Genomic DNA, 25,088 nt, shown 5'->3' with positions numbered 1-25,088 from the left:
AGCTAAGGGTGCGGCAGTACCTGTTCAGTACCTGTTTGCGCCGATCGGGAGCGCACTAAAGGCGTCGCGGCGAGCGCAAGGGTCCATCCGGCATAAGAGGACAGCAGCATACGGAGCGCCTGGCCCGGTCGACGTGCGCCGAAGCCGGGGTCGCGGTATCGGCCAAAAAAGGGGGCGCTGAAGTTTGGCGGCGATTGTACTGGTCTGGCCGCATTAACGATAGGGTATTGCTCGGGCAAGACAGTTTTTCACAAATGAGGATAACTTTCAGTTACAAACTCTGGCTAGAATGCCATCTCACTCATGCCACCTCCCGTGTCGTCTGATCGAGCGGGATAAGCAGCCTGTTCACTCCAGTATTGCGACGGACTTCGTGAAACTCATTCTCGCTGCGATCTACATCCTGTCCATCGGCTACGTACACCTGCGGGGGCGCGTGCGGCACAAGTTCGGGCGGCAACTGAGCGACCATTCGTCTTTCCTCGCGCCTATCAATTGCCTGCTTTATCTGTGCTCGAAGCTGCCCAACCGGCCGTACCTGAGCCCCGCCGACTTTCCAGACCTGAGCCCGTTGCAGACCCATTGGCAAGAGATCCGCGCCGAAGGCCTGAGCCTGCTGCAGGCCGGGGAGATCAAACGTTCCAATCAGTACGATGACGTAGGCTTCAACTCGTTCTTCAAGACCGGTTGGAAGCGCTTCTACCTCAAGTGGTACGGCGACAGCCACCCGTCGGCCATGAAGCTGTGCCCGCGCACCACCGAACTGGTGCAAGGCATCGGCTCGATCAAGGCGGCGATGTTCGCCGAGCTGCCGCCGGGCTCCAAGCTGGTTCGCCACCGCGACCCGTATGCCGGCTCCTATCGGTATCACCTGGGCCTGGAAACGCCGAACGATGCCGGTTGCTACATCAATGTCGATGGCGAGTCCTACCATTGGCGCGATGGCGAGGCGGTGGTGTTCGACGAGACGTTCATCCATTACGCCGAAAACACCACGCCCCATAACCGCATCATCCTGTTCTGCGACGTGGAACGGCCGATGAGGTTTCGCTGGGCCACGGCGTTCAACCGCTGGTTCAGCCGCACCGTGATGGCCGCCGCCGGTGCCCCCAACGACGCCGGTGACAAGACCGGCGGCTTGAACCGGGCGTTTTCCAGGCTGTACAAGATCCGACTGCAAGGCAAGGCGCTGAAGAAGCGCAACCGCAAGCTGTATTACTTGCAGAAATGGGCCTTCTTCGGCGCTCTGCTGGCGATTTTCGTCTGGATCTGAAGGCGCGCCTGGCCTAGGTGATCATTGCACGGGCTTCTTCGCGCCCAATTGCTCCCACATCCTGGCGCCGATCCGTTGGCGATGGGCATAGCCTTCCCACGGATCGGCCCCCAGGCCCCGGGCCCGTTCCAGTGCGGTGTTGATGTCCCATTGCTGGGCGTTGCGCAGGCCATCCAGCTCGGCGCGGGCAATCGGCACCGAGACCGGCAACCCCGGCCGCGCCCGAACCGAGTAGGCGCTCACCGTGCTGGCGCCGCGGGCGTTGCGTAGGTAATCGACGAATACCTTGCCGACCCGATTCTTCGGGCCCAGGGTGGCGGTGATCTTTTGCGGCACCTCCCGCGCCAGGAACTGGGAGATTGCCTTGGCGAATGCCTTGGTGGTGTCCCACCCTTCGCTGCGCGCCAACGGCACGATGACGTGCATGCCCTTGCCGCCACTGGTCTTGAGGAACGCCTGCAAGCCCAGCTCATCGAGCACCGACAAGGTCAGGCGGGTGGTTTCCAGCATGGCGCTCCAGGGCAACGACGGATCGGGGTCCAGGTCCAGGACAAACAGGTCAGGCGTTTCGATCCGCTCGTGGGTGGCGGTCCAGGTGTGCAATTCCACGGTGCCCATCTGTGCGGCGCTGACCAGCGACTGGACGCTGTCGATTTCCATCAGGGCCGCGTGGCCCGGGTCCAGCGCCTGGTCCAGTTGCCTGATGTGGGGGATCTCCAGGCGATCGGCATGCTTCTGGAAGAACTGTTCCTCGCCGATCCCGTCGGGCGCGCGCAGCAACGCGACGGGCCGTTGTTTCAAGTGCGGCAGGATCCACGGGGCGATGTCGGCGTAGTACTGGGCCAGCTCGGCTTTCTGCACGCCGCTGAGGCTGTCGATGACCCGGTCCGGGTGGGTGATGCTCACACCCGCCACCTCCACCGTACGCTGCTTGCGGCCGCGTTGCGGGGGGGAGGCTTGGTGCTTGAGCGGCAACGGGTGCTCGCGGACGATCTTGCCCGCCGGCATGTCGGCCAGCAGTTCGACGAAGGCCGGGCGGTGCACCAGGCCATTGGCGGTCCACTCGGTGAATTCGACTTCACCCACCGAATCGGGTTCGACCCACTGCACACCACGCGCCTGCACGGGGCTGACCGGTTTGGCCAAGGGCGAAGTGTCGCGTTCCCGCGCGGACAAGGCCGCTTGCAGTTGCTCCCTCTGCGCCCGGGTAAACCCCGTGGCAACTCGCCCGGCATACACCAGTCCGGCACCGTCGTTGACCGCAAGCAGCAGCGCGCCGAAGCCGTCGGGCCGGTCTTGGGGGCGGGTGAAGCCGACAATCACGAAGGCCTGGCGCAATCGGCATTTGAGGTTGACCCAATCGCTGCTGCGCCGCGACACATAGGGGCTGCCCAGGCGTTTGCCGACCACCCGGTCCAGTGACAGGGCACTCGCGCTTTCGAGTATTTCGTCCTCGCTGGCGGAAAAAGCCTCGGAAAACCGCAAGCGCTTGCCGGCGTGGCCCCGCAGGACCTGCTTCAGCGCGGCGCGGCGCTCTTCCACCGGCGTTTGCCGCAGATCCTCGCCATTGAGGAAGGGCGCGTCGAACAGCACGTACACCAGGTCCACGGTGCGGCCAATATCGAGGGCGTTGCGCAGGGCGGCGAGGTCCGATTGACCGTCGTCGTCCAGCAGGATCAGGTCACCGTCCAGCCAGCTGTCCCCCAGGTTTAATTCGGCCAGGGCGTCGACGTGCAACTTGAGCCGCGCGGTCCAGTCCTCATGATTGCCGCTGAGCAGGCGAATGTTGCCGTTCTCGATGCGGGTCATCAGCCGGTAGCCATCGAATTTGACTTCATAGCGCCATTCGCCCGAGGGCGGCTGTTCCACGGGTGTTGCCAATTGTGGTAACAGCCGTTCGGGCAGCGGGTGGCGGTTGGGGCGGGTGGTTTTGTCCCGATGGGTAGCGGACACACGGGCAGATTCGCGCTTGGCCTTGGCCATGACAGGTTCCCTTGTATAGCTGGCAGCCGGGGCTTAGCCCCGGGAGGCCTTGGTGGCTTTTTTTGCGGGGGCGGACTTGCTGGTTTTCGCTGTTTTTGCAGAGGGTTTTGCCGCGGTTTTTGTCGGTTTGTCCGGCGCCTTGCCTTTGCTGCCCAGGCTGCGCTTGAGCAGTTCGGTAAGGTCGATGACGTCGGCGCTCTTGCGTTGTTCTTCGCCCGGGTCGGTCTCCACCGCTTCGAGCCGGCCCTCGTTGGCTTTCTTCTCGACCAGTTCCATGATCCTGTCCTGGAAGCTGTCGCGGTATTCTTCCGGCGTCCAGTCGGCACTCATGTCTTCCACCAGGCGCCTGGCCATGTCCAGTTCGCCCTTGACCAGATGGGGCTTGGTGACCTCGTCACCCAGTTCGAGAATGTCCAGCTCGCGCACCTCCGCCGGCCAACGCAGCATCACCAGCACCAGCGCCGACTCCAGCGGCATCAGCGCGGCCAAGTGCTGGCGTGTGTGCAGCACGACATGGGCCAGGGCCACTTTGTGGGTCTTGACCAGGGTTTCGCGCAGCAGCGCATAGACTTTGCCGCCGCGCTTGTCGGGTGCCAGGAAGTACGGCGTGTCGATGTTTTGCAGCGGGATCTTCTCGCTGTCGACAAAGGAAAAAATGTCGATGGTCTGGGTGGATTTGGGGTGCGCCGAGCGGATTTCCTCTTCGTCGAGCAGGACATACTGGCCTTTCTGGTATTGGACGCCTTTGACGATGTTCTCCTTGGTCACTTCCTTGCCCGTGACCTTGTTGACCCGTTTGTAGCCCACCGGGTCCATGCTGCGCTTGTCCAGCCAATCGAAATCGACGCCTTGGGACGAGGTCGCCGACACCAGCGCGACAGGAATGTGGACCAGTCCGAAACTGATTGCGCCTTTCCAGATTGCCCTGACCATGGTGGTGATGTCCTTGTCGATGGATGTCTCTCTGGTGACCGTCGGGCCTTTGGAAAAGTTTCCACCGTGCGCTGGCTGGCAAGCGTCGTCTGTGCGACGCAAGGGCCGTCTTAGAGATGCCTGGTTACATCTTCGCGGGGATATTTCGCTTAACAACGGCGAACCTGCGGCGTAGCGTGCTTTCGATATGGCTGAATCCAGGAGGTGTCCGAAATGAACCGGCTGATGCTCGCCCTCATGGCGCTACTCATGGCCCCGCTGGCCCAGGCCGCCGCGCCATCGCCCAGCCCGGCGTTCGTCGTCGCCCAGAACCTGCCGGGCAACAGCAACCCCTATAACAGCCCGACACGGCGGGCCAATCCCAATAGCATGCAGGGCACCCGGTCGAATGTGCCGACGATCCAGAACAACCCGACGGTGCCGGTGCCTCGGCCACCCACCCTGGACAATGGCGGGATCGGCAACGGCTACCCACGCTCCGGCCCGCCAACGGGCTCGCCACGGCCCACCATCGAATCCCCGACACCCCCCAGAGGAACCCAGGACAGCCATCGCTAGGCGTGGAGCCTGGCTGACTTATTTCCATTACAGAAGGACGTGTGCATGTTGCCTAAAACACTCCTGGCGATCTTTTGCGCCAGCGCGGTTCTCACCCTGGTCACGCCGGTTTCAGCCGCGCAGACCCAACAGTTCAAGAGCGAGGAAGGCACCCTGGAGGTGACCACGTTGACCAAGGGGCTGCAACATCCCTGGTCTGTGGCGTTCCTGCCCGGCCAGCAGGGCATGCTGGTCACCGAGCGCACGGGCAATCTGCGCGTGGTAAGCCCTGATGGCCAGCTCTCTGCGCCATTGAGCGGCGTGCCCGAGGTGTGGGCCGAGGGGCAGGGCGGCTTGCTCGACGTCGTACTGTCACCGGACTTCCTGCAGGATCGCACCGTCTACCTGTCTTATGCCGAAGCGGGAGCCGATGGCAAGGCGGGCACTGCCGTGGGCCGGGGACAACTGTCCGAAGACCGCAAGCGCCTGGAAAATTTCAATGTGATCTTCCGCCAGCAACCCAAGCTGTCGACGGGCAATCACTTCGGCTCACGGCTGGTGTTCGACCGGGACGGCTACCTGTTCATTACCTTGGGGGAGAACAATGACCGGCCTACCGCCCAGGACCTGGACAAGCTGCAGGGCAAGGTCGTACGTATCTACCCGGACGGCAAGGTCCCGGACGACAACCCTTTTGTCGGGCAGAAAAACGTCCGTCCCGAGATCTGGTCCTATGGCATGCGCAATCCCCAGGGCGCAGCCCTGAACCCCTGGAATGGCACCTTGTGGGAGAACGAACATGGGCCCAAGGGCGGCGATGAGCTGAACGTCATCGAGCGAGGCCAGAATTATGGCTGGCCGCTGGCGACCCACGGCATCAACTATTCGGGTGCCCCGATTCCCGAAGCCCAGGGCAAGACCGTCGAAGGCACCCTTGGCCCGCTGCATGTCTGGCAAGTGTCGCCAGGGCTCAGCGGCATGGCGTTCTACGACAATGACCGCTTCAAGGCCTGGCAGCGCAACGTGTTCATCGGGGCGTTGGCGTCCAAGGAGCTGATCCGCCTGGAATTCGAAGGCGACAAGGTGGTTCATGAGGAACGCCTGCTGGGTGAACTCGGCGAGCGCGTGCGCGACGTGCGCCAGGGGCCGGATGGCTACCTGTATGTGCTGACGGATGAGGCCAGCGGGGCGTTGTATAAAGTCGGTCTGAAATAGATAAGGTCGCGCCCACGAGGCTGTTGGGAGTCGGGTTGCCGTGGCCAGGCTCCCACAAGCAGACCTCATGGGTGCAAATTGCAATTGACTTGCCTTCAACGCCCGGCTAGTTTCCAGGCATGACTTTCACCGTACTGCGCAGCCAGCCAAGCATTATTACCGCCATTCCTTATTTGGCGGGTTAGCTGTCGGCTGCACCCAACCCGCCCTGGAGGCGGGTTTTTTCTTTCTGTCTCCCGGGTTCTGTCCAAACCAGGAGACCGCCATGACCGCTACCCCCGCCGAGCAAACCCTGCTGGAGCACTACGTCAAGAAGATCCTCGCCGCGCCGGTGTACGAGCTGGCAGTGCGCACGCCGCTGCAAGCGGCCCCGGCATTGTCTGAAACCTTGGGCAACCGGATCCTGCTCAAGCGCGAGGACTTGCAACCGACGTTTTCTTTCAAGATCCGCGGTGCCTACAACAAACTCGTGCAACTGACCCCGGAGCAGCGCGCCCGGGGTGTCATCACCGCCTCGGCGGGCAACCATGCCCAGGGCGTGGCACTGGCGGCCCGGGAGCTGGGGATTTCGGCCAGCATCGTGATGCCCCTCACGACCCCGGAGCTGAAAGTGCTGGGCGTGCGCAACCGCGGCGCCGAGGCGTTGTTGCACGGCGAGAGCTTTCCATTCGCCCTGGCCTATGCGCTGGAACTGGCCCGGCAGACGGGGCGCGAGTTCGTGTCGCCGTTCGATGACCCGCAAGTGATTGCCGGGCAGGGCACCGTCGCCATGGAAATCCTGCGCCAGCACCCTGGCCAACTGGATGCGATCTTTGTTCCGGTGGGCGGTGGCGGATTGATCGCCGGGATCGCTGCCTACATCAAGTACCTGCGGCCAGACGTGCGGATCATCGGGGTCGAGTCTGAGCATTCTGCGTGCCTTGCCGCCGCGTTGAGCGCAGCAGAGCGAGTCATCCTGGCCGAAGTGGGCACTTTCGCCGACGGCGTCGCCGTGGCGCAGATAGGCGTCCACAGCTTCGAGGTTTGCCGGTTCTGCGTCGATGAAGTGATCACCGTGAGTAACGACCAACTGTGCGCGGCGATCAAGGACATCTATGACGACACCCGTTCTATCACCGAGCCCTCGGGTGCGCTGGCGGTGGCGGGCATCAAGCAGTACGCCGCCCGCACCGGTCTGCGAGACCAGACCTGGGTGGCGATCAACTCGGGGGCCAACATCAATTTCGACAGCTTGCGCCATGTGGCGGAGCGCGCGGCGGTAGACGCCGTTTGAATTTTTACGCCACGTCACACTTTTTTTGAACGAGGCGACGGACGCCCACTTGCGCGAGCCAAATTGGGGCTACTCTGGCTTCGACAGGATGAATGCAATTGCAGTTTGCATGAAGAAAGCGCCGTTTCCTTGCATTCTGCACGGGCGGTGCGCCAGGCAACGTCGCTAAGTCATTGATTGATATCAATCTCTGTTTTCGGCATTGCAGGTATATTTTTTGCGAGAGTGTTCAGGAGCGAGAGTGTTCAGGAGTCCGCTGGTTGGACTCATTGAATCACAACGCCAAAAGACGAACGAACGGCTCGGCATTCGTAGTCCCAGTCCGCAGGGAAGAAACGGACGAAAATACCGCCGTCGTATACATAAGTTGGCCGCCTCAACAGGAGAGAGTCGCCATGTTTTTATCTGCCCTCGAAATGCGAAACATCATTGAAAGCAGCTTGTTGCCCAAGCGCTCCCAATGCAGCTTGTCACCCGATCTGACAATGACGGTCAAGATTTATGACGATCATGAGACCGATCGCGTGGCGTTGATCAAATCCGATATCGATGCCAAGAAGCTCACCGGTTGCCGGGCGATCAACGACCTGATTGCCGAGTTGCGTACTGAACTCGATCACGGCCACCACATGGGCAGCCATGTTCATCAGCAGCACCGAATGACCGGGCGCTAACGGCGGCCTTTTCCCGGTAAGCCTGACGCCTGGGTCCGGTCAACGTCCGAACCCGGCGTCCAGTTTTTCCAGGGCGTTGGCGTTCAGTCCGCGCTCGTGCAAGCCTGCGACAGCTTGTTGTACGAGATATCTCGGGTTTGCCCCGCTTTGTCGATGTACACCATCTGGGCAGTGACCACTTCGCAATAAGGTGTGGACGGTTCCGTCAACGACAGCACCTTCTTGATTTCCAACGGCATGCCATAGCGATAGGGCGTGGGCTGTAGGTCGTCGGCCTGGGCCAGACCGGCGAAGCCGGCCAGGCTGAGCAACGACACAGCGGCGATTAACGCACGAATATTCATGATCAGAACTCCGCAGCAGAGAGGACGACCGGGTGCCTGGGCACCGAGGTCTGCCGCGCAGGGCCTTGGGGTGAGGAGGGCGCGGTCCGGGTCAGTGTCGGATCGCGGGATTAAAAGGCGGTTAAGCGCTGCGCTTGGCTGCGGTGCACCCAGGCAACTGCCAGGCCCGAACGGGTGGCAGCCGCTGGGGGGATCAGTTCAACTGGTGCCGGTAGGGCAGGTCCGGCCCGGTCTTGCCGCAGGTCAGGGCGGCGGCACGCATGGCGAACTCGAGCATGGCGCCAATCTGTTCGCGGCTCAGGCTGTGCAGCCCTTCGATCGAATCCAGTCGCTGTTCCGTCAGCCAGGCAATCAACGCCGCCTGGAACGTGTCGCCGGCCCCGACGGTGTCTGCCATCTTCACCGGGCAGGCGGGCATCGACCAAGAGCCGTACTGACGGCTGAACACCGTGGCGCCCTGGCCGCCACGGGTCAGGAAGACCAACTGGCAACGGTGTTGCAGCCACCCTTCGATGACCGCCTGGGGATCGAGTTCGGGGTAGAGCAGGCTCAAGTCTTCGTCGCTGACCTTGATGAGGTCGGCGTACTCCACCAGCATCGCCATCCGTGAGCGCCACAGTTCGATGTCCGGTTGCGGGTTGAGTCGTACGTTGGGGTCCAGGGTGATCAGGCGCCGGCCGCTTTCGCGCAGCACCAGGGCCAGGAGCGTATCGCCCACCGGCTGGACCACCAGGGAAAACGAGCCCACGTGCAAACCACGTACTTCGGGGCCCAGCGCTGGCAGGTGCTCCAGGTGCAACTGGCGGTCGGCACAGCCTTCCCCTCGAAAGCTGTAATGGGGGGAGCCATTGGCGCCCACGGCGACCATCGCCAGGGTCGTCGGCGCATCGACCTCCCGCAGGTAATGGGTGCAGACGCCTTCATCCACCAGGACCTGGTGCAAGCGTCGACCGAGGTAGTCGGTGGACAGGCCGGTGAACAGCGCGGCCTCGATCCCCAGGCGGCGCAGCCCCACGGCCACGTTGAACGGCGAGCCACCGGTCAGGGCCTTGAAGTTCACCTGCGAGGCAGGGGTCTGCGCCTCGGTCCCGCTGAAAAAATCAAACAGTGCTTCACCACACACCAAATACATAGTTGCCCGCTCTCAAAGGGTTGCGACGTGTTGTCGGTATCGTTCATAAGCTTGTTGCGACGCCGCGACATGCGCGGCGACAGGCCGGGTTTCGCTGGCCGGGTCGAGCTTGACGCAACGCTCGCACAGCTCGGCCAGGCCATGTTGCGCGCCTGACTGGCACCAGGCAGCCTGGATGGCCGCACCGAGGGCGGCCGCTTCGCTCTGTTCGGTGCAGATGACCGTGGTGTCCATGATATCGGCGACGATCTGCCGCCACACCGGGCTCTTCGAGCCGCCGCCGATCAGCCGGATGCTCTGGGCCTGGAGCCCGTTGGCCCGCAGCAGGTCCAGGCCATAGCGCAAGCCGAAGGTGGTGCCTTCGACCACGGCGCGGCACAGGTTGGCCCGGGTCAGGTTGGTGGTGGTCAGGCCCAGCAGGCTGCCAGTGGCGTGGGGCAGGGCCGGGACCCGCTCGCCGTTGAGGAACGGCAGCATGCACACGCCCTCGGCGCCGATCGGGGCTTCGGTCACCAGGGTGTTGAAGGCGTCGATGTCCAGCGCCAAAAGCTCACGGACGGCCCCGGTGGCGTTGGTCAGGTTCATGGTGCAGATCAACGGCAGCCAGCCACCGCTGGAGGAACAGAACGTCGCCACCGACGGTTGCGGGCTGACCACTGGCTCAGCGGCATAGGCGTATACCGTGCCGGAGGAACCGAGGCTCATGGTGATCACGCCGGGCTGGATATTGCCGGTGCCGATGGCGCCCATCATGTTGTCGCCGCCACCGCTGGCCACCACGGCGTCAGGGTTGATGCCCAGGTGCGCGGCGATGGCCGGCAGGATGCGCCCGACCGGTTGGTGCGCCTCGATCAGTTCCGGCAGCGCCGATTGCAGGCGTCCGCTGGGGTCGATGTGGCTCAGCAATGATTCATCCCATTGACGGGTGCGGACATTGAAATAGCCGGTGCCCGAGGCGTCGCCATATTCGGTGCAATGGCGGCCGGTGAGCCAGTGGTTGAGAAAATCGTGGGGCAACAGGATGCGGGCGATACGGTTGAACACCTGCGGATGCTGCTCCCGGGTCCACAGCAGTTTCGACACGGTGTAGCCGGGGGCGATGACCACGCCGAGGCGCGCCAGGGAGCCGCTTTCGCCGCCCAGGTGGGCCAGCAACCGGTCGTTTTCCGGCGTGGTTTCGGTGTCGCACCAGAGCTTGGCCGGGCGCAGCACCTGGTCTTGCTCGTCGAGTAGCACCAGCCCGTGTTGCTGACCAGACACACCGATGCCGAGAATGGCCTGACCATCCACACCGGCGTTGGCCAGCGCTTGCCGGGTCGCTTGGGTGAAGGCTTCGAGCCATTCCCCGGTGTCTTGTTCACGGCAGCCGTTGGGGCCGCTGATCATGGAGTGGGCCGCCGCACCGAGGCCCAGGACCTGGCCACTGGTGGCGTCCAGAACCAGCGCCTTGGTGCCTTGGGTGCCGCAGTCGATGCCCAGGAACAGTTGTTGGTTTGCCATAGAAATCCTTGATATCAATGAACCGTCAGCACAGAACTGTTTGGACCGGGACATGGTGGAACCTGTGGCGGGGGAATTTATCCTCTCGCCACAAAAAGCCGCCGGATCCGCAGGCTTATTCCGTGTCAGCCAATACTCGCTCAAGTGTTCGCGTTACCCCGTGTTCGCGCAAGCTGTTGCAGCACCATTCGAAGGCTGCCACGAACTCCGGCGAGCGGGGGATGGCCGTGCCAAAGATTTCTTCCACCTCTAGCAATCGCTGGGTGACCAGCGCATCGTCGGCCACCAGCGCCTGGCAGAACGCTGCCCGTGGGTCTGGAATCGTATAGGCCAGGCCATTTTCGTCCACGCCCTTGAGGTACACGGCCCACGCTGCCACCACCAGGGCCGCACGACGTGTCTCGCGCCCGTCGGCAATCAGGCGATTGATCGTCGGTACGGTGAACTTGGGAAACTTCGACGAGCCGTCCGAACACACCCGCTCCAGCTGGTCGGCAATCGCCTGGTTGGAAAAGCGCTCCACCAGGGTGTCCTTGTAGTCGGCCAGGTCGATGCCCGGCACCGGCGCCAGTTGCGGCGTGACGTCCAGGTCCATGTAGGCGCGCATGTAGCGCACGAACAGCGGGTCGTTCATGGTCTCGTGGACAAAGCGATAGCCCTTGAGAAAGCCCAGGTAGGTCACCGCCAGGTGGCTGCCGTTGAGCAGCTTGATCTTCATTTCTTCATAGGGGGTGACGTCGTCGGTGAACTGCACGCCGACCTTTTCCCAGGCCGGACGACCGTTGACGAACTTGTCTTCCAATACCCATTGCACGAACGGCTCGCAGACCACCGGCCAGGCGTCGTCGATGCCGTGTTCGTCGTGCAGTTGCAGGCGGTGGGCGACGCTGGTCATGGGTGTGATGCGGTCGACCATGGCGTTGGGGAAGCTGACGTTCCGGTCGATCCACTGGCCCAGCTCGGCGTCCCGCAGCGCGGCGAAGGCCAGCAGCGCCTTGCGGGTCACGGCGCCGTTGTGGGGCAGGTTATCGCAGGACATCAGGGTAAACGCCGGGGTGCCGGCGGCGCGACGCTTGGCGAGCGCGGCGCAGAGGAAACCAAACACGGTCTTCGGCGCGTCGGGATGGGCCAGGTCGTGCTGGATCTGTGGCAGGTGGGCCATGAACTCGCCATTGCTGTCGTCGATGCAGTAGCCGCCTTCGGTGATGGTCAGCGAGACGATGCGGATCTGCGGGTCGGCGAGCTTGTCGATCAACGCCTGGGTGCCGTCCTCGGCCAGCAGCATGGCGTTGATGGCGCCGATCACCCGGACTTCGGTGTCGTCGGTGTCACCCAGCTCGTACAGGGTGAACAGGTAGTCCTGGCCGGCCAGGTCGTCCCGGGCGCGGCGATCCTCGGCCCGCAGGCCGACGCCACAGATGGCCCAGTCCAGGTCGGTGCCAGTGTTCATCAGGGCGTCGGTGTAGTACGCCTGGTGGGCCCGGTGAAAGCCGCCGACGCCGATGTGGGCGATGCCTTGGCGGACGTCGCTCAAAGAGTAGGCGGGCAGGGCGACCGCCGGGTTGAGGTTGTGCAGGTTCTGTCGGTTGAGTTTCATGGCGGTTCTCGGCAATCAGGCGGCGGCGCGCAGCGCACGGGGGACCGCTACGCCATCGGCATCGAATAGGTGGCAGTGTTCAGCGTCCAGGTGCAGGTTCAGTTGCTCGCCAAAGCGGCTGGCCAGGTCGCCGCGCACTCGCATGGTCAGGGCCTCGCCCGAGGCCGTGACGACGTGGCAGAACGTGTCGCTGCCCAGTCGCTCGCTGACGTCGGCGGTGACCGCCAGCGTGCAATCGCCCGCTTGGGCCAGGTTCAGATGTTCCGGGCGAATCCCCAGGGTGACCTCTGCGCCGACGCTCAGGCGGGCGCCGCTCAAGGGCAGGTGGATCCGGGTGCCGGCGTCCAGCAGCACTTCACAGCCCAGGCTGTCGAGCCCACTGACCTTGCCCTTGAGAAAACCCATCTTGGGCGTGCCGAGGAACCCGGCGACAAACAGGTTGGCCGGCTGGTGATACAGCTCCAGCGGCGAGCCGACCTGTTCGATGCGCCCGCCGTTGAGTACCACCACCTTGTCGGCCAGGGTCATGGCCTCGACCTGGTCGTGGGTCACGTAGATCATGGTCGCTTGCAGTTCCTTGTGCAGCCGCGCCAGCTCCAGGCGCATCTGCACCCGCAGTGCGGCGTCGAGGTTGGACAAGGGCTCGTCGAAGAGGAAAATCTTCGGGTTGCGCACGATGGCCCGGCCGATGGCCACGCGCTGGCGCTGGCCGCCGGACAGCTGCTTGGGCTTGCGTTCGAGCATTGGCCCCAGTTCGAGGATGCGCGCGGCTTCGTTGACCTTTTTCTCGACCTCGGCCTTGGGCACGCCGGCCAGGTCCAGGGCGAAGGACATGTTCTTGCGTACGCTCATGTGCGGGTACAGGGCATAGGTCTGGAAGACCATCGCCAGGTCGCGCTTGGCCGGGCTGACTTCGGTGATGTCCCGCCCGTCCAGTTCGATGGTGCCGTCGCTGACTTCCTCCAGTCCGGCAATCAGCCGCAGCAGCGTGGACTTGCCGCAGCCCGAGGGGCCGACGAACACCACGAACTCGCGGTCGTTCACTTCAAGGTCGATGCCCTTGATGATGGAAAAGCCTTCGAAGCCTTTTTGCAGATTCTTGATTTTCAGGTTGGCCATGAGGATGGGCCTCCACTTCTTATAAGGGTGTAGGGCGCGTTATTTCACGGCGCCGAAAGACAAACCGCGCACCAGCTGTTTCTGGCTGATCCAGCCGAAAATCAGGATCGGCGCGCAGGCGAGGGTCGAGACGGCGGACAATTTGGCCCAGAACAGCCCTTCGGGACTGGAGTACGAGGCGATCAGCGCCGTCAGCGGCGCGGCTTTGGACGATGTCAGGTTCAGTGACCAGAACGCCTCGTTCCAGCACAGGATCAGCGACAGCAGCACGGTGGACGCCAGGCCCCCCTTGGCGATCGGCAACAGCACGCGCACCATCTCCTGCCACAGCGTGGCCCCGTCCAGGCGGGCGGCTTCGAGGATGTCGCGGGGAATGTCCTTGAAGTAGGTGTAGATCATCCAGACCACGATTGGCAGGTTGATCAGCGTGTAGATGGCGATCAGCGCGATCCGCGTGTCCAGCAGGCCAAAGCTCTTGGCCAGCAGGTAGATGGGCATCAGCACGCCCACCGGTGGCAGCATCTTGGTGGAGAGCATCCACAGCAACGTGCCTTTGGTGCGTTGGGTTTCGTAGAAGGCCATGGAGTAGGCCGCCGGCACCGCAATCAGCAGGCACAGAGCGGTGGCGCTGAAGGAAATGACCACCGAGTTCCAGGCGAAGCTGATGTAGTTACTGCGTTCGTTGATGTGCAGGTAGTTTTCCAGCGTCGGCGTAAAGATGAACTGCGGCGGCGTGGCGAACGCATCGATTTCGGTCTTGAAGCTGGTCAGCACCATCCAGAAGATCGGAAAGAAGATCACGATGGCGATGGCCCACGCCAGCGTACCCAGCAGCAGGCTTTGCAGGCGACGCGATTGTTGAAGTGTCATGGCGGCGGCCTCAATGCTTGTCGGTGAGGTTTTTGCCAATCATCCGCACCAGGATGATGGCGGCGATGTTGGCGATGACCACGGCGATCAGGCCACCGGCCGACGCCATGCCGACGTCGAATTGCACCAGCGCCTGGTTGTAGATCAGGTAGGCGAGGTTGGTGGAGGCGTAGCCCGGGCCACCGTTGGTGGTGGTGAAGATCTCGGCGAACACCGACAGCAGGAAAATCGTCTCGATCATCAGCACCACGGCGATCGGCCGGGCCAGGTGCGGCAGGGTCAGGTGCCAGAAAATCGCGATCGGGCCGGCACCGTCCAGCCGTGCAGCTTCTTTCTGTTCCTGGTCGAGGGACTGCATGGCGGTCATCAGGATCAGGATCGCGAAGGGCAGCCATTGCCAGCTCACAATGATGATGATCGACAACAACGGGTAGTGGGCGAGCCAGTCCACCGGTTGTGCGCCGAACAGTTTCCACACGGCGGCGAGAATTCCCGAAACCGGGTGGAAAATCAGGTTCTTCCAGATCAGCGCGCCGACGGTGGGCATGATGAAGAATGGTGAGATCAGCAGCACGCGCACGATGCCGCGACCGAAAAACTCGCTGGCCTCCAGCAACGCGCTGATCAATACCCCGAGCACGATACTGATCAGCAGCACGCTGCCCACCAGCAACAGGGTATTGGTGGCGCCGGGCATGAACCCCGAGTCGGTCAGGAAGTAAGTGAAGTTCTCCAGCCCGACGAACTCGTTCTCGCCGGGATAGAGCAGGTTGTAGCGGATCATCGAGAAGTAGACGGTCATGCCCAGCGGCACGATCATCCACAGCAGCAACAGGCCCACCGATGGGCTGACCAGGAACCAGCCAGGGTTCGCCAGGCGGATCTTGCGCGCCGGCGGGGCAACCCCGATGGGCGCCTTGGTGGTTGTCGTCGAAGTATTCATGGCATTGGACCGATGTGTGCAGGCGAATGAATATCCCTGAATGTGGGGGCCGTCCCGTGTGGGAGCGAGCTTGCTCGCGATAGCGTCCTGACAGTCGATATCAAGGTGGCTGTCACACCGCCATCGCGAGCAAGCTCGCTCCCACACGGGAACTCCTACAAAACAATGAAAGCAGCGTGGTTACTTGGGATAACCGGCGCGTTTCATCTCGCGTTCGGTGGTCGATTGCGCGGCGGTCAGCGCCTGGTCCACGCTCTGCTGGCCGGTCAGCGCGCCAGAGAAGAATTTGCCCACCTGGGTGCCGATCGCCTGGAACTCAGGAATGGTCACCAACTGGATGCCGATGTAAGGCACCGGTTTGAGAGTTGGCGCTTTCGGGTCGGCGACTTTCAGCGATTCCAGCGTTACCTTGGCAAACGGCGCCGCCTTCATGTACTCGTCGCTGTAGGTCGAAGTACGAGTGCCTGGCGGAACGTTGGCGATGCCGTCGGTCTTGGCGACGAGTTGGCTGTATTGCTTGGAAGTTGCCCAGGTGGTGAAGACCTTGGCCGCGTCCTTGGCCTTGGAACTGGTGGGGATCGCCAGCGACCAGGAGTACATCCACGAGGTGCCCTTGTCGGTTTTTTCGTGGGGAGCGAAGGTGAAGCCGACGTGATCGGCGACCTTGCTCTGGGTCTTGTCGGTCACGAACGAGCCGGCGACGCTGGCGTCGACCCAGATCGCGCACTTGCCGCTGTTGAACAGCGCCAGGTTTTCGTTGAAACCGTTGCTGGACGCGCCCGGCGGGCCGGATTTCTTCATGTTGCTGACGTAGAAGTTCAGCGCATCCTTCCATTCGGGGCCATTGAATTCAGGTTGCCACTTTTCGTCGAACCAGCGCGCGCCGAAACCATTGGCCAGGGTGGTGATCAGGGCCATGTTCTCGCCCCAACCGGCTTTGCCCCGTAGGCACAGGCCGTACTGTTCCTTGGATTTGTCAGTGAGCTTTTCGGCGAATTCACCGATCTGGGTCCAGGTCGGGTGTTCGGGCATGGTCAGCCCGGCGTCCTTGAACAGGTCGGTGCGGTAATAGGTGATCGAGCTCTCGGCATAGAACGGCAGGGCGTACAGCGAGCCTTTGACGGACAAACCGTCACGCACGGAAGGGAAGACGTCGTCCAGATCGTAGGATGCCGGCAGGTCCTTCATCGGCTCCAGCCAGCCCTTGGCGCCCCAGAGTGCGGCTTCGTACATGCCGATGGTCAGCACGTCGAACTGGCCGCCCTGGGTGGCGATGTCGGTGGTCAGGCGCTGGCGCAGGACGTTTTCTTCGAGCACCACCCAATTCAACTGGATATCCGGGTGCTCGGCCTCGAAGGTCTTCGAGAGCTTCTGCATGCGGATCATGTCGCTGTTGTTGACGGTGGCAATGGTGAGGGTCTGTGCGCCGAAACTGACGCTGCTGAGGGTCATGCAGGTGGAGACAAGCAGAGCTTTTACCGAAGGTTTCATCGCGCACTCCTTTTCCGCGCCAGGGGCTGCAGAAGGACAGTTATTGTTTTTGTGTCTTCCGGATGAAGGGAAGAATGTGCGCTGATTACAGCCCGCCCTGCACGGCGTGACAAATCATCCGTCGCACTTGTGCTGATACTTTTTTGCACTGTAAAGAAAAAGCCAAGTGAGAAGGTTTACCTGTGGCGAGGGGATTTATCCCCGTTGGGTCGCGCAGCGGCCCCAGGGTGTTTGCCGTTGCGGCGTATCAGTTGGAATGAGAGAGGGCCGCTTCGCAGCCCAGCGGGGATAAATCCCCTCGCCACAGAAGGAAGGGGGCGATGCAAAAAAAGTCTCAGCCCAGGTTCTGCTCGGTCAAACGTTGCACCGCCAGGCGCCGGTAATGGGACGGGGTCATGCCCTTGAGCTGCTGGAAGCGCCGGTTGAAGTTGGAAATGTTGTTGAAGCCCGATTCAAAGCATACGTCTGTGACCGGTTTGTCGCCGTCGGCCAGTAGTTCACAGGATTTACTGATGCGCAGGCGATTGACGAATTCGATGAAACACCGGCCCGTAGCCTGCTTGAACACGCGACTGAAGTAAGTCGGCTTCATGCCCAGGTGCTCGGCGACTTCTTCCAGGGACAGTTCCCGGGCGTAGTGGGCAAAGATGTAGTCGACCGCGCGGTTGGTGCGGTCGATGCTGTGCTCGTCTGCCGGTTGCGAGGCGGTGGAGCCGGAAAGCAACTGGTAGTCGTCGGTGCCTGCCAGCAGCTCCATCAGGATGAAGAAATGCCCCAGGCGGCTCATGCCCTGGGCGTCGGCGATGCGCTGCATCAGGATCATGGCCTGGCGAATGGTGCGCTTGCAGCGGAACTCGATGCCGTACTGGGCTCGCTCCAACAGCGGCGCGACGGTCTTGAGCTCGGCAAAGACCTGGTGGCCGCTTTCGAACAGCTCGTCGGTGAAATTCACCAGCATGTCGCGCTTGGGCACCACTTCGTCCTCGGCCACCTGGCTGATCCAGTTGTGGGGCAGGTTAGGGCCGGTGAGAAACAGCGACTGCGGGTAGAAGTTGCCGATGTAGTCGCCGATGAACACCTTGCCGGAACTGGCGACGATCAGGTGCAGCTCGTATTCCTTGTGGAAATGCCAGCGCACCAGCGGGCACGGGAAACCGTGCTGGCGGTAGATGATGGACAGCCCGTTATGGTCATCCATCAACTCATAGGAAGGGTCGGTGACTCTCGCTGTTCGGGTCATGGGCCTGGCGCTTTTGTTGTTATCGCCGCTGGATAATGCCCCCTTCGTACGGCGGGTGCCAGCCCGGAGCCGATGTTGCGCCTCAGCCGTTGCGATTTTTTTCCTCGATCCACTGGGCCATGTACTGAGTGCTCTTGTGCTGGTGATGGCGCAGCATGCTGCCGGTAAAATTGTCCCGGCGTCGTTGCGCCAACTGCGCTCGGCAGGCCTCGATGCTTTCGATCAGCGCCGGGCCGTGCACCTGTTTGCGGTAGCGGTCCTGCAACAGGGCGAAGCCGGCGTCCCGGGCCTGGGTCCAGCGTGCCTGGTCGCGGTACAACTGCACCGCCGCATTGGCGATGGCCTCGGCGCTGTGGGCGATCACGCCGGGCCAGGGGTTCTCGCCCTGCATGGCCTCGGCGCCGATGGGGGTGGTGACATTCGGCGTGCCGCAGAGCATGGCGTCGATCAATTTGCCCTTGATGCCCGCGCCGAAGCGCAGGGGGGCTAGGCAGATGCGGGCGGCAGACATGACCTGCAAGGCATCTTCGGCCCAGTTCATGATGTGAAAGCCTTGCGCCGGGTTGTGCAGCGCGGCGGCCTTGGGCGGGGTGTAGGCACCGTACAAGTGCAGTTGCGCCGTCGGCAGTTGTTGGCGGATCAACGGCCAGATGGCGTTTTTCATCCACAGCACCGCATCCCAGTTCGGCGCATGGCGGAAGTTGCCGATGCTGAGAAAGTGCGCCCGGTCTTCGAACGGCACGGGCACCTCACTGGACAGGTCGAGCATCAGCGGGCACCAATGCAGCAGGCTGCGAGGCAGCTTGAAGTGTTCCACCAACAGTTCGATTTCGACCTCGGACACCATCAGGTTGAGGTCACAGCGGTACAGGGCGGCGATTTCTCGCTTGGCCAGGTCGGTGTCGGCCATCCGTTCGAACTCCTCACGCAGGGCCGGGGCGAACAGATCGCTGAAGTCCTGGGCGGTGTCGTCGACTTTCAGGCGATCCTTGAGGCGTTGATGACGGGCGTGGCGCAGGCTTTGCAGATCGGACGTCTCCAGCACGCGCACGGCAGTGGGGCAGTGCTTCTCCACCCGCCAGCCGAACTGTTCCTCCATCATGAACTGGTCGAACAGGACGATATCGGGCGCCAGTTCGCGGATGAAGGTATCGAAACTGCTGCTATTGAGTTCGATCGGCTCCTCGCGGATGCCCAGGGCGGCGAGGTCGGCGCGGTGTTCGCCAAAACCGGCGGGGCTGCTGAAGGTGATGTCCCAGCCCTGGCCGAGGAAGGTTTCCAGGATCTGCATGACGTGCCCGCTGGCAGCCGATGAGCGTGGCTCTGGCCAGACATAGCCGATAACCAGGACTTTGGTGGCGGTGGGGTGACGCATGGGCGGGCGCTTCCTTGGATCGAATCAGGCGCCGTCGGCGCGCGGGGCGCCGATAGTGACCAAGATTACGCCCGGGCTCAAGAAAGAATGCCTTGGACCTTGTCGCGCAACTGATCGATGGAAAACGGCTTGCCGATCACCGCCATGCCCTCGGGTACGTCGATGCTCTCGGCATAGCCGCTGGCAAACAGGATCGCCAGCCCGGGGCGCACCAGCCTGGCCTGCTTGGCCAGTTCCCGGCCGTCCATCACCGGCAGGCCCACGTCAGTCATCATCAGGGCGATGGGCTGGTGCTCGTTGCGCAAAAAATCCAGCGCCTGGTCACAGCCATCTGCCTCCAGCACCCGGTACTCCAGCTCTTCCAGCACATCGACGATCAGCATCCGCACAATGTCATCGTCCTCGACGACCAGAATGGTGGGTGGGGTGGCGGGAACAGGGGTGGACATATCGGCATTCTCGAAAAAAGGGACGGGTGGGGCATCAATATGATTCGCCTCATGCATCAGTAAGTGGCGAGGTGGCACAAGTTCCCGGAGTTGTACAAGAAAGGATCTATAGTACAAGAGCTGACAAGGATAGTCGCTTCTTCGCTGCAAGGCAGACTGACTGTGGGAATTGCGCCTTTGACTTGTCGGAAAATGTGGAACCAGCCGGTATTTTTCGGGCAAACTCCACGCTTTTCAACTGTCCACCAAGGCCTATTCCATGACCCTTCCGTCTTCGGTCGACGAGCAGAGTTTTCGTAAACTCCTGAGCCGCAACATCAGCCTGCCACTGGGCATCGGCGCCCTCAGCGCGGTGTTTTTCGTCGTGCTGATCACCTACCTGCTGTCGGTGATCCAGTGGGTCGGCCACACTGACCGGGTGATCAACAATGCCAACGAAGCCATCAAACTGAGCGTGGACCTGGAAACCGGCATGCGCGGTTACCTGTTGAGCGGCGACGAGCATTTCCTCGACCCCTATGAAGTGGCCAAGCCACAGATTTCAGCGGCACTCGATACATTGCTGGAATTGACAGCCGACAACCCGATCCAGACTGACCGCCTGCACCGGGTCCAGGCACTCCAGACGGAATGGGCCGGCTACGCCCAGAGCATGATCGACCTGCAACGCAGCAGCGGCGATTACCGCGGCGCAGTCAAGGCCGGGCGCGGCAAGCGCTTGACGGACGAAATCCGCAAGACCTTCGAGGACATCGTCGAGACCGAACAGCAGTTGCGCGCCGAACGCAACGAGCGGGTACGGGCCACCACCGTCTGGAGCATCGCCCTGTACCTGGTGTTCGTCGCGCTGGTCAGCGGCCTGCTGGCGTACATCGGCCGTCGGGACCTGCTGGGGCTGTCCAACAGCTACAGTGCCAGCCTGAAAGTCCAGCAACAAAGCGCCGCGCACCTGGAAAAACTCGCCTGGCTGCGCAACGGCCAGACTCAGTTGGCCGAGCAGGTCCTGGGACAACTGACGCTCAACCTGCTGGGGCGCAACATCCTGCAGTTCTTTGCCCAGTACCTGGACACGGCCGTGGCGGCGATCTACGTGCGCGAAGAAAGCGGCCTCCTGAGGCGCGTCTCGACCTATGGCATGTCCCAGGATGAAGAACAGCAGCGCCAGGTCATCGAGGCCGGTGAAGGCATCGCCGGCCAGGCGGTGCAGCAAGGACGCCTGATCCGCCTGGATGAAGTGCCCGATGACTACCTGAAGGTCAGCTCCGGCTTGGGCCAGGGGTTGCCCAACAGTGTGCTGGTGGTCCCGACCAGCGACGATGGCCGGATCAACGGCGTCATCGAGCTGGGCTTCCTGCGCCCGCTCGGCGAACGCGACATCGAGTTGCTGGAGCGAGTGGCCGGCAATGTCGGCACGTCCATCGAGGCCGCGCGTTATCGCCAGCGCTTGCAGGAAGTGCTGGCCGAAACCCAACAATTGAACGAAGAGTTGCAAGTCCAGCAGGAAGAACTCAAGACCGCCAACGAAGAACTGGAGGAGCAGTCGCGCATCCTCAAGGAATCCCAGGCGCATCTGGAGGCCCAGCAACAGGAGCTGGAGCAGACCAACGAGCAGTTGGCCGAGCAACGCGACGCCATGGACCAGAAGAACAACGAGCTGAACCAGGCCCAGGTCCAGTTGCAGGAGCGCGCCGAAGAGTTGCAACGTTCGAGCAAGTACAAGTCCGAGTTCCTTGCCAACATGTCCCACGAGCTGCGTACGCCGCTCAACAGCTCGCTGATTCTGTCCAAGCTGCTGGCGGAAAACCCGCAGCACAACCTCACCGAGGAACAGGTCAAGTTCGCCGAGTCGATCTATTCCGCCGGCAATGACCTGCTGAACCTGATCAACGACATTCTCGACATCTCCAAGGTCGAGGCCGGCAAGCTCGAAGTGCGTCCGGAAAACACCAGCGTGCCGCGCCTGGTCGAAGGGCTGCGGGAAATGTTCAAGCCCCTGGCGGCGGACAAGGGCCTGGCGTTCGAGGTGCAGTTGCTGCCGGACGCACCGCCGATGCTGTACACCGACCGCCAGCGCCTGGAGCAAGTGATCAAGAACCTGTTGTCCAACGCGGTGAAATTCACCGAGCACGGCGAAGTCTCGCTCACTGTGGCCGGTCAACCGGGCTCCGGCATTGCCTTCATCGTGCGCGATTCCGGCATCGGCATTGCGGCTGACCAGCAGCAGATCATCTTCGAGGCCTTCCGCCAGGCGGACGGCACCACCAATCGGCGCTATGGCGGCACCGGCCTGGGCTTGTCGATTTCCCGGGACCTGGCGGCCATGCTGGGCGGTTCGATTTCGGTTTCCAGCGAGCCGGGGCAGGGCAGCGTGTTTACCCTGGTGCTGCCGGAGCGCTATGTCGAGGCTGGCGAGCAACCGGTCGCGCCGCGCACATTCACCCCGACGACCACGGCACCCGTGGTGCCCAAGCCGACGCCGGCTGCGCTGATTGCCGACGTGGAGACGCCCATTGCCCAGTTCGCCGATGATCGGGACAATGCGCCGTTCGACAGCCGTTGCATCCTGGTGATCGAGGACGAGCCCAAGTTCGCCCGGATCCTGTTCGACCTCGCCCACGAACTCGGTTATCAGTGCCTGGTGGCCCACGGTGCCGACGAAGGGTTCGACCTGGCGTCACGGCTGAGCCCCGACGCGATCCTGCTGGACATGCGTCTGCCGGATCATTCCGGGTTGACGGTGTTGCAGCGCCTCAAGGAACAGGCCGGCACCCGGCACATCCCGGTGCACGTGATTTCCGTCGAGGACCGCGTCGAGGCCGCGATGCACATGGGCGCCATCGGCTATGCGGTCAAGCCGACCACGCGCGAAGAGCTCAAGGACGTGTTCGCCCGCCTGGAAGCCAAGCTCACGCAGAAGGTCAAGCGGGTCTTGCTGGTGGAAGACGACGACCTGCAACGCGACAGCATTACCCGCCTGATCGGCGACGATGACATTGAGATCACCGCCGTTGGCCTGGCCCAGCAAGCCCTGGACCTGCTGCGCGACAACGTCTATGACTGCATGATCATCGACCTCAAGTTGCCGGACATGCTTGGCAACGACCTGCTCAAGCGCATGTCCACCGAGGACATCTGTTCATTCCCGCCAGTGATCGTCTACACCGGTCGCAACCTGACCCGCGACGAAGAGGCCGAGCTGCGCAAGTATTCGCGCTCGATCATCATCAAGGGCGCCCGTTCGCCGGAGCGGCTGCTGGATGAGGTCACACTTTTTCTGCACAAAGTCGAATCCCGGTTGTCCCATGAACGGCAGCGGATGCTCCAGACCGCCCGCAGCCGTGACAAGGTATTCGAGGGCCGCAAGGTGCTGCTGGTGGACGACGATGTGCGCAACATTTTCGCCCTGACCAGCGCCCTGGAGGCCAAGGGAGCGATCGTGGTCATCGGCCGCAACGGTCTTGAGGCGATCGAGCGACTGAACGAAGTCGACGACATCGACCTGGTGTTGATGGACGTGATGATGCCGGAAATGGACGGATTCGAAGCCACCGCGCTGATCCGCAAGGACCCCCGCTGGCGCAAGTTGCCGATCATTGCCGTGACGGCCAAGGCCATGAAGGATGATCAGGAGCGCTGCCTGGCGGCGGGCTCCAACGATTACCTGGCCAAACCGATCGATCTGGATCGTCTGTTCTCGCTGATTCGCGTGTGGTTGCCGAATATGGAAAGAATTTAGTGGAACGAGACTCAGACATTGAATTGCGCTTGTTGATCGACGCGATCTACTTCAAGTACAGCTACGATTTCCGCGATTATTCCGGCGCTTCCATCAAGCGCCGGGTCCTCCACGCGCTGACCCAATTCGAATGCAAGACCATCTCGGCGTTGCAGGAGCGCGTGCTGCACGACCCGGGGGCGTTCATGCAGTTGCTGCAGCTGCTGACGATCCCTGTCAGCGAGATGTTTCGCGACCCGACGCATTTCCTGGCGATCCGCGAGGAAGTCGTGCCCCTGCTTCGGACGTACCCCTCGATCAAGATCTGGATCGCCGGGTGCAGCACGGGGGAGGAGGTCTATTCCATGGCGATCCTGCTGCGCGAGGAAGGCCTGCTGGATCGCACGCTCATCTACGCCACCGACATCAACCCGCGTTCGCTGGAAAAGGCCAAGCAGGGCATCTTTTCATTGGAAAACGTGCGCAGCTATACCCAGAATTACCAGCGGGCCGGGGGACGCTGCTCGTTTGCCGATTACTACACCGCGGCCTACGATTACGCGATGTTCGACAAGACCCTGTGCCAGAACGTGACCTTTGCCGATCACAGCCTGGCGACCGACAGTGTCTTTTCAGAAACTCAATTAATTTCTTGTCGTAACGTATTGATATATTTCAATAAAAAATTGCAAGATCGCGCATTTGGACTGTTTCACGAATCCCTGTGCCACCGTGGTTTCCTGGTCTTGGGCAGTAAGGAAACGCTGGATTTCTCGACCTACGGCAACGCATTCGAGCCGTTGGTCAAACCGGAACGGATCTATCGCAAGTTATGAACGAGACGATGGACAGACCCAAGTTTCCCATCGAGGCGATTGTCGTTGGCGCCTCCGCCGGTGGTGTCGAAGCGTTGCTCAAGGTGTTCGGACACCTGCGCAAGGGCTTCGGCTTGCCGATCCTGGTGGTGCTGCATTTGCCCGATGAGCGCGACAGCCAGTTGGCCCAGGTATTCGGCCACCGTCTCGCGGTTCCGGTCGAGGAGGCCCGGGACAAGCAGGACATCGTGCCCGGCACCCTCTATGTCGCCACGCCCGGTTATCACTTGTCGGTCGAGGCCGACCGCAGCCTGTCGTTGAGCCTCGAAGCGCCGGTGCACCATTCCCGACCATCCATTGACGTGTTGTTCGAGTCGGCCGCCGATGTCTACGGCCGGCATCTGCTGGCGGTGGTCCTGACCGGTGCCAACAGCGACGGCGCCAAAGGCCTGGCGAAGGTTCGCGAGCTGGGTGGCTACACGGTGGTGCAGGATCCCCGCGAAGCCCAGGTCGCGACCATGCCCGAAGCGGCGCTGGCCCTGCACGAGCCCGATCATATTCTTACTTTGCAAGCCATCGGCCAGTTGCTGGCCGGGCTGGAATGAACCAC

General features: G+C 62.2%; 19 protein-coding genes and 2 pseudogenes. 8 read left to right on the top strand and 13 right to left on the bottom strand.

Annotated elements, in window-relative coordinates; translation table 11 throughout:
* The first annotated feature begins 373 nt into the window (after positions 1-373).
* Positions 374-1,273, top strand: coding sequence for an aspartyl beta-hydroxylase (locus VM99_22410; protein ID AKK00685.1), 900 nt, complete (start codon positions 374-376; stop codon positions 1,271-1,273).
* A gap of 21 nt (positions 1,274-1,294) precedes the next feature.
* Here VM99_22410 and ligD read toward each other — a convergent pair.
* Both ligD and VM99_22400 read right to left on the bottom strand, forming a co-directional pair.
* Positions 1,295-3,280: pseudogene (ligD, locus tag VM99_22405) on the bottom strand (ATP-dependent DNA ligase).
* Between the two features lie 9 nt (positions 3,281-3,289).
* Complete coding sequence (locus VM99_22400) at positions 3,290-4,189, bottom strand: DNA repair protein (GenBank protein ID AKK00684.1); 900 nt, start codon at positions 4,187-4,189, stop codon at positions 3,290-3,292.
* 213 nt (positions 4,190-4,402) lie between these two features.
* Here VM99_22400 and VM99_22395 point away from each other — a divergent pair, with 213 nt between their 5' ends.
* From VM99_22395 to VM99_22380, 4 genes and pseudogenes are all read left to right on the top strand, one after another.
* Positions 4,403-4,747, top strand: a complete 345-nt coding sequence (locus VM99_22395) for a hypothetical protein (protein ID AKK00683.1) — start codon at positions 4,403-4,405, stop codon at positions 4,745-4,747.
* A 45-nt stretch (positions 4,748-4,792) separates the two neighbouring features.
* Positions 4,793-5,941, top strand: coding sequence for an oxidoreductase (locus VM99_22390; protein AKK00682.1), 1,149 nt, complete (start codon positions 4,793-4,795; stop codon positions 5,939-5,941).
* Between the two features lie 265 nt (positions 5,942-6,206).
* Positions 6,207-7,211 (top strand): annotated as a pseudogene (locus VM99_22385) (threonine dehydratase).
* A 398-nt stretch (positions 7,212-7,609) separates the two neighbouring features.
* Positions 7,610-7,888, top strand: coding sequence for a hypothetical protein (locus VM99_22380; protein AKK00681.1), 279 nt, complete (start codon positions 7,610-7,612; stop codon positions 7,886-7,888).
* Between the two features lie 83 nt (positions 7,889-7,971).
* Here the strand turns inward: VM99_22380 and VM99_22375 are convergent, their stop codons facing one another.
* The 11 genes from VM99_22375 to VM99_22325 all read right to left on the bottom strand — a co-directional run bounded on the left by VM99_22375 (position 7,972) and on the right by VM99_22325 (position 19,948).
* Positions 7,972-8,232, bottom strand: coding sequence for a hypothetical protein (locus tag VM99_22375; protein ID AKK00680.1), 261 nt, complete (start codon positions 8,230-8,232; stop codon positions 7,972-7,974).
* A gap of 193 nt (positions 8,233-8,425) precedes the next feature.
* Positions 8,426-9,364 carry a fructokinase gene (locus tag VM99_22370; protein AKK00679.1) on the bottom strand — a complete coding sequence of 313 codons (939 nt, stop codon included), beginning with the start codon at positions 9,362-9,364 and terminating at the stop codon, positions 8,426-8,428.
* 12 nt (positions 9,365-9,376) lie between these two features.
* Positions 9,377-10,864, bottom strand: a complete 1,488-nt coding sequence (locus tag VM99_22365) for a xylulose kinase (protein ID AKK00678.1) — start codon at positions 10,862-10,864, stop codon at positions 9,377-9,379.
* A 115-nt stretch (positions 10,865-10,979) separates the two neighbouring features.
* Positions 10,980-12,461: a mannitol dehydrogenase gene (locus VM99_22360; GenBank protein ID AKK00677.1), complete on the bottom strand. Its 1,482-nt coding sequence runs from the start codon at positions 12,459-12,461 to the stop codon at positions 10,980-10,982.
* A gap of 15 nt (positions 12,462-12,476) precedes the next feature.
* Positions 12,477-13,580: an ABC transporter ATP-binding protein gene (locus VM99_22355; protein ID AKK00676.1), complete on the bottom strand. Its 1,104-nt coding sequence runs from the start codon at positions 13,578-13,580 to the stop codon at positions 12,477-12,479.
* Positions 13,581-13,619: 39 nt separating this feature from the next.
* Positions 13,620-14,450 (bottom strand): mannitol ABC transporter permease, encoded by an 831-nt coding sequence (locus VM99_22350; GenBank protein AKK00675.1) that lies wholly within the window; start codon positions 14,448-14,450, stop codon positions 13,620-13,622.
* Positions 14,451-14,460: 10 nt separating this feature from the next.
* A complete protein-coding gene (locus VM99_22345; GenBank protein AKK00674.1) occupies positions 14,461-15,393 on the bottom strand; it encodes a sugar ABC transporter permease in 933 nt (310 codons plus the stop codon).
* 180 nt (positions 15,394-15,573) lie between these two features.
* Positions 15,574-16,884: a sugar ABC transporter substrate-binding protein gene (locus VM99_22340; protein ID AKK00673.1), complete on the bottom strand. Its 1,311-nt coding sequence runs from the start codon at positions 16,882-16,884 to the stop codon at positions 15,574-15,576.
* Positions 16,885-17,218: 334 nt separating this feature from the next.
* Positions 17,219-18,124, bottom strand: coding sequence for an AraC family transcriptional regulator (locus tag VM99_22335; protein AKK00672.1), 906 nt, complete (start codon positions 18,122-18,124; stop codon positions 17,219-17,221).
* Positions 18,125-18,206: 82 nt separating this feature from the next.
* Positions 18,207-19,499 (bottom strand): glycosyltransferase, encoded by a 1,293-nt coding sequence (locus VM99_22330; protein ID AKK00671.1) that lies wholly within the window; start codon positions 19,497-19,499, stop codon positions 18,207-18,209.
* Positions 19,500-19,576: 77 nt separating this feature from the next.
* Complete coding sequence (locus tag VM99_22325; protein ID AKK00670.1) at positions 19,577-19,948, bottom strand: response regulator; 372 nt, start codon at positions 19,946-19,948, stop codon at positions 19,577-19,579.
* A 259-nt stretch (positions 19,949-20,207) separates the two neighbouring features.
* Between VM99_22325 and VM99_22320 the strand changes: the two genes are divergently transcribed.
* From VM99_22320 to VM99_22310, 3 genes are read left to right on the top strand one after another with little or no spacing between them, the layout of a single operon-like run.
* Positions 20,208-23,684: a chemotaxis protein CheY gene (locus VM99_22320; GenBank protein ID AKK00669.1), complete on the top strand. Its 3,477-nt coding sequence runs from the start codon at positions 20,208-20,210 to the stop codon at positions 23,682-23,684.
* On the top strand, positions 23,684-24,499 hold the full coding sequence (locus VM99_22315; GenBank protein ID AKK00668.1) for a chemotaxis protein CheR: 816 nt from the start codon (positions 23,684-23,686) through the stop codon (positions 24,497-24,499). The genes VM99_22320 and VM99_22315 overlap by 1 nt, the downstream gene beginning before the upstream one ends.
* Positions 24,496-25,083: a chemotaxis protein CheB gene (locus VM99_22310; GenBank protein ID AKK00667.1), complete on the top strand. Its 588-nt coding sequence runs from the start codon at positions 24,496-24,498 to the stop codon at positions 25,081-25,083. Before VM99_22315 ends, VM99_22310 begins: the two co-directional genes overlap by 4 nt.
* Positions 25,084-25,088: the final 5 nt, after the last annotated feature.

The sequence above is a fragment of the Pseudomonas chlororaphis genome, assembly GCA_001023535.1.
GTDB classification, from domain to species: domain Bacteria; phylum Pseudomonadota; class Gammaproteobacteria; order Pseudomonadales; family Pseudomonadaceae; genus Aquipseudomonas; species Aquipseudomonas chlororaphis_E.
The sequence above is the reverse complement of the archived record's forward strand: the minus strand, read 5'-3'. Positions and strand labels throughout refer to the sequence as shown.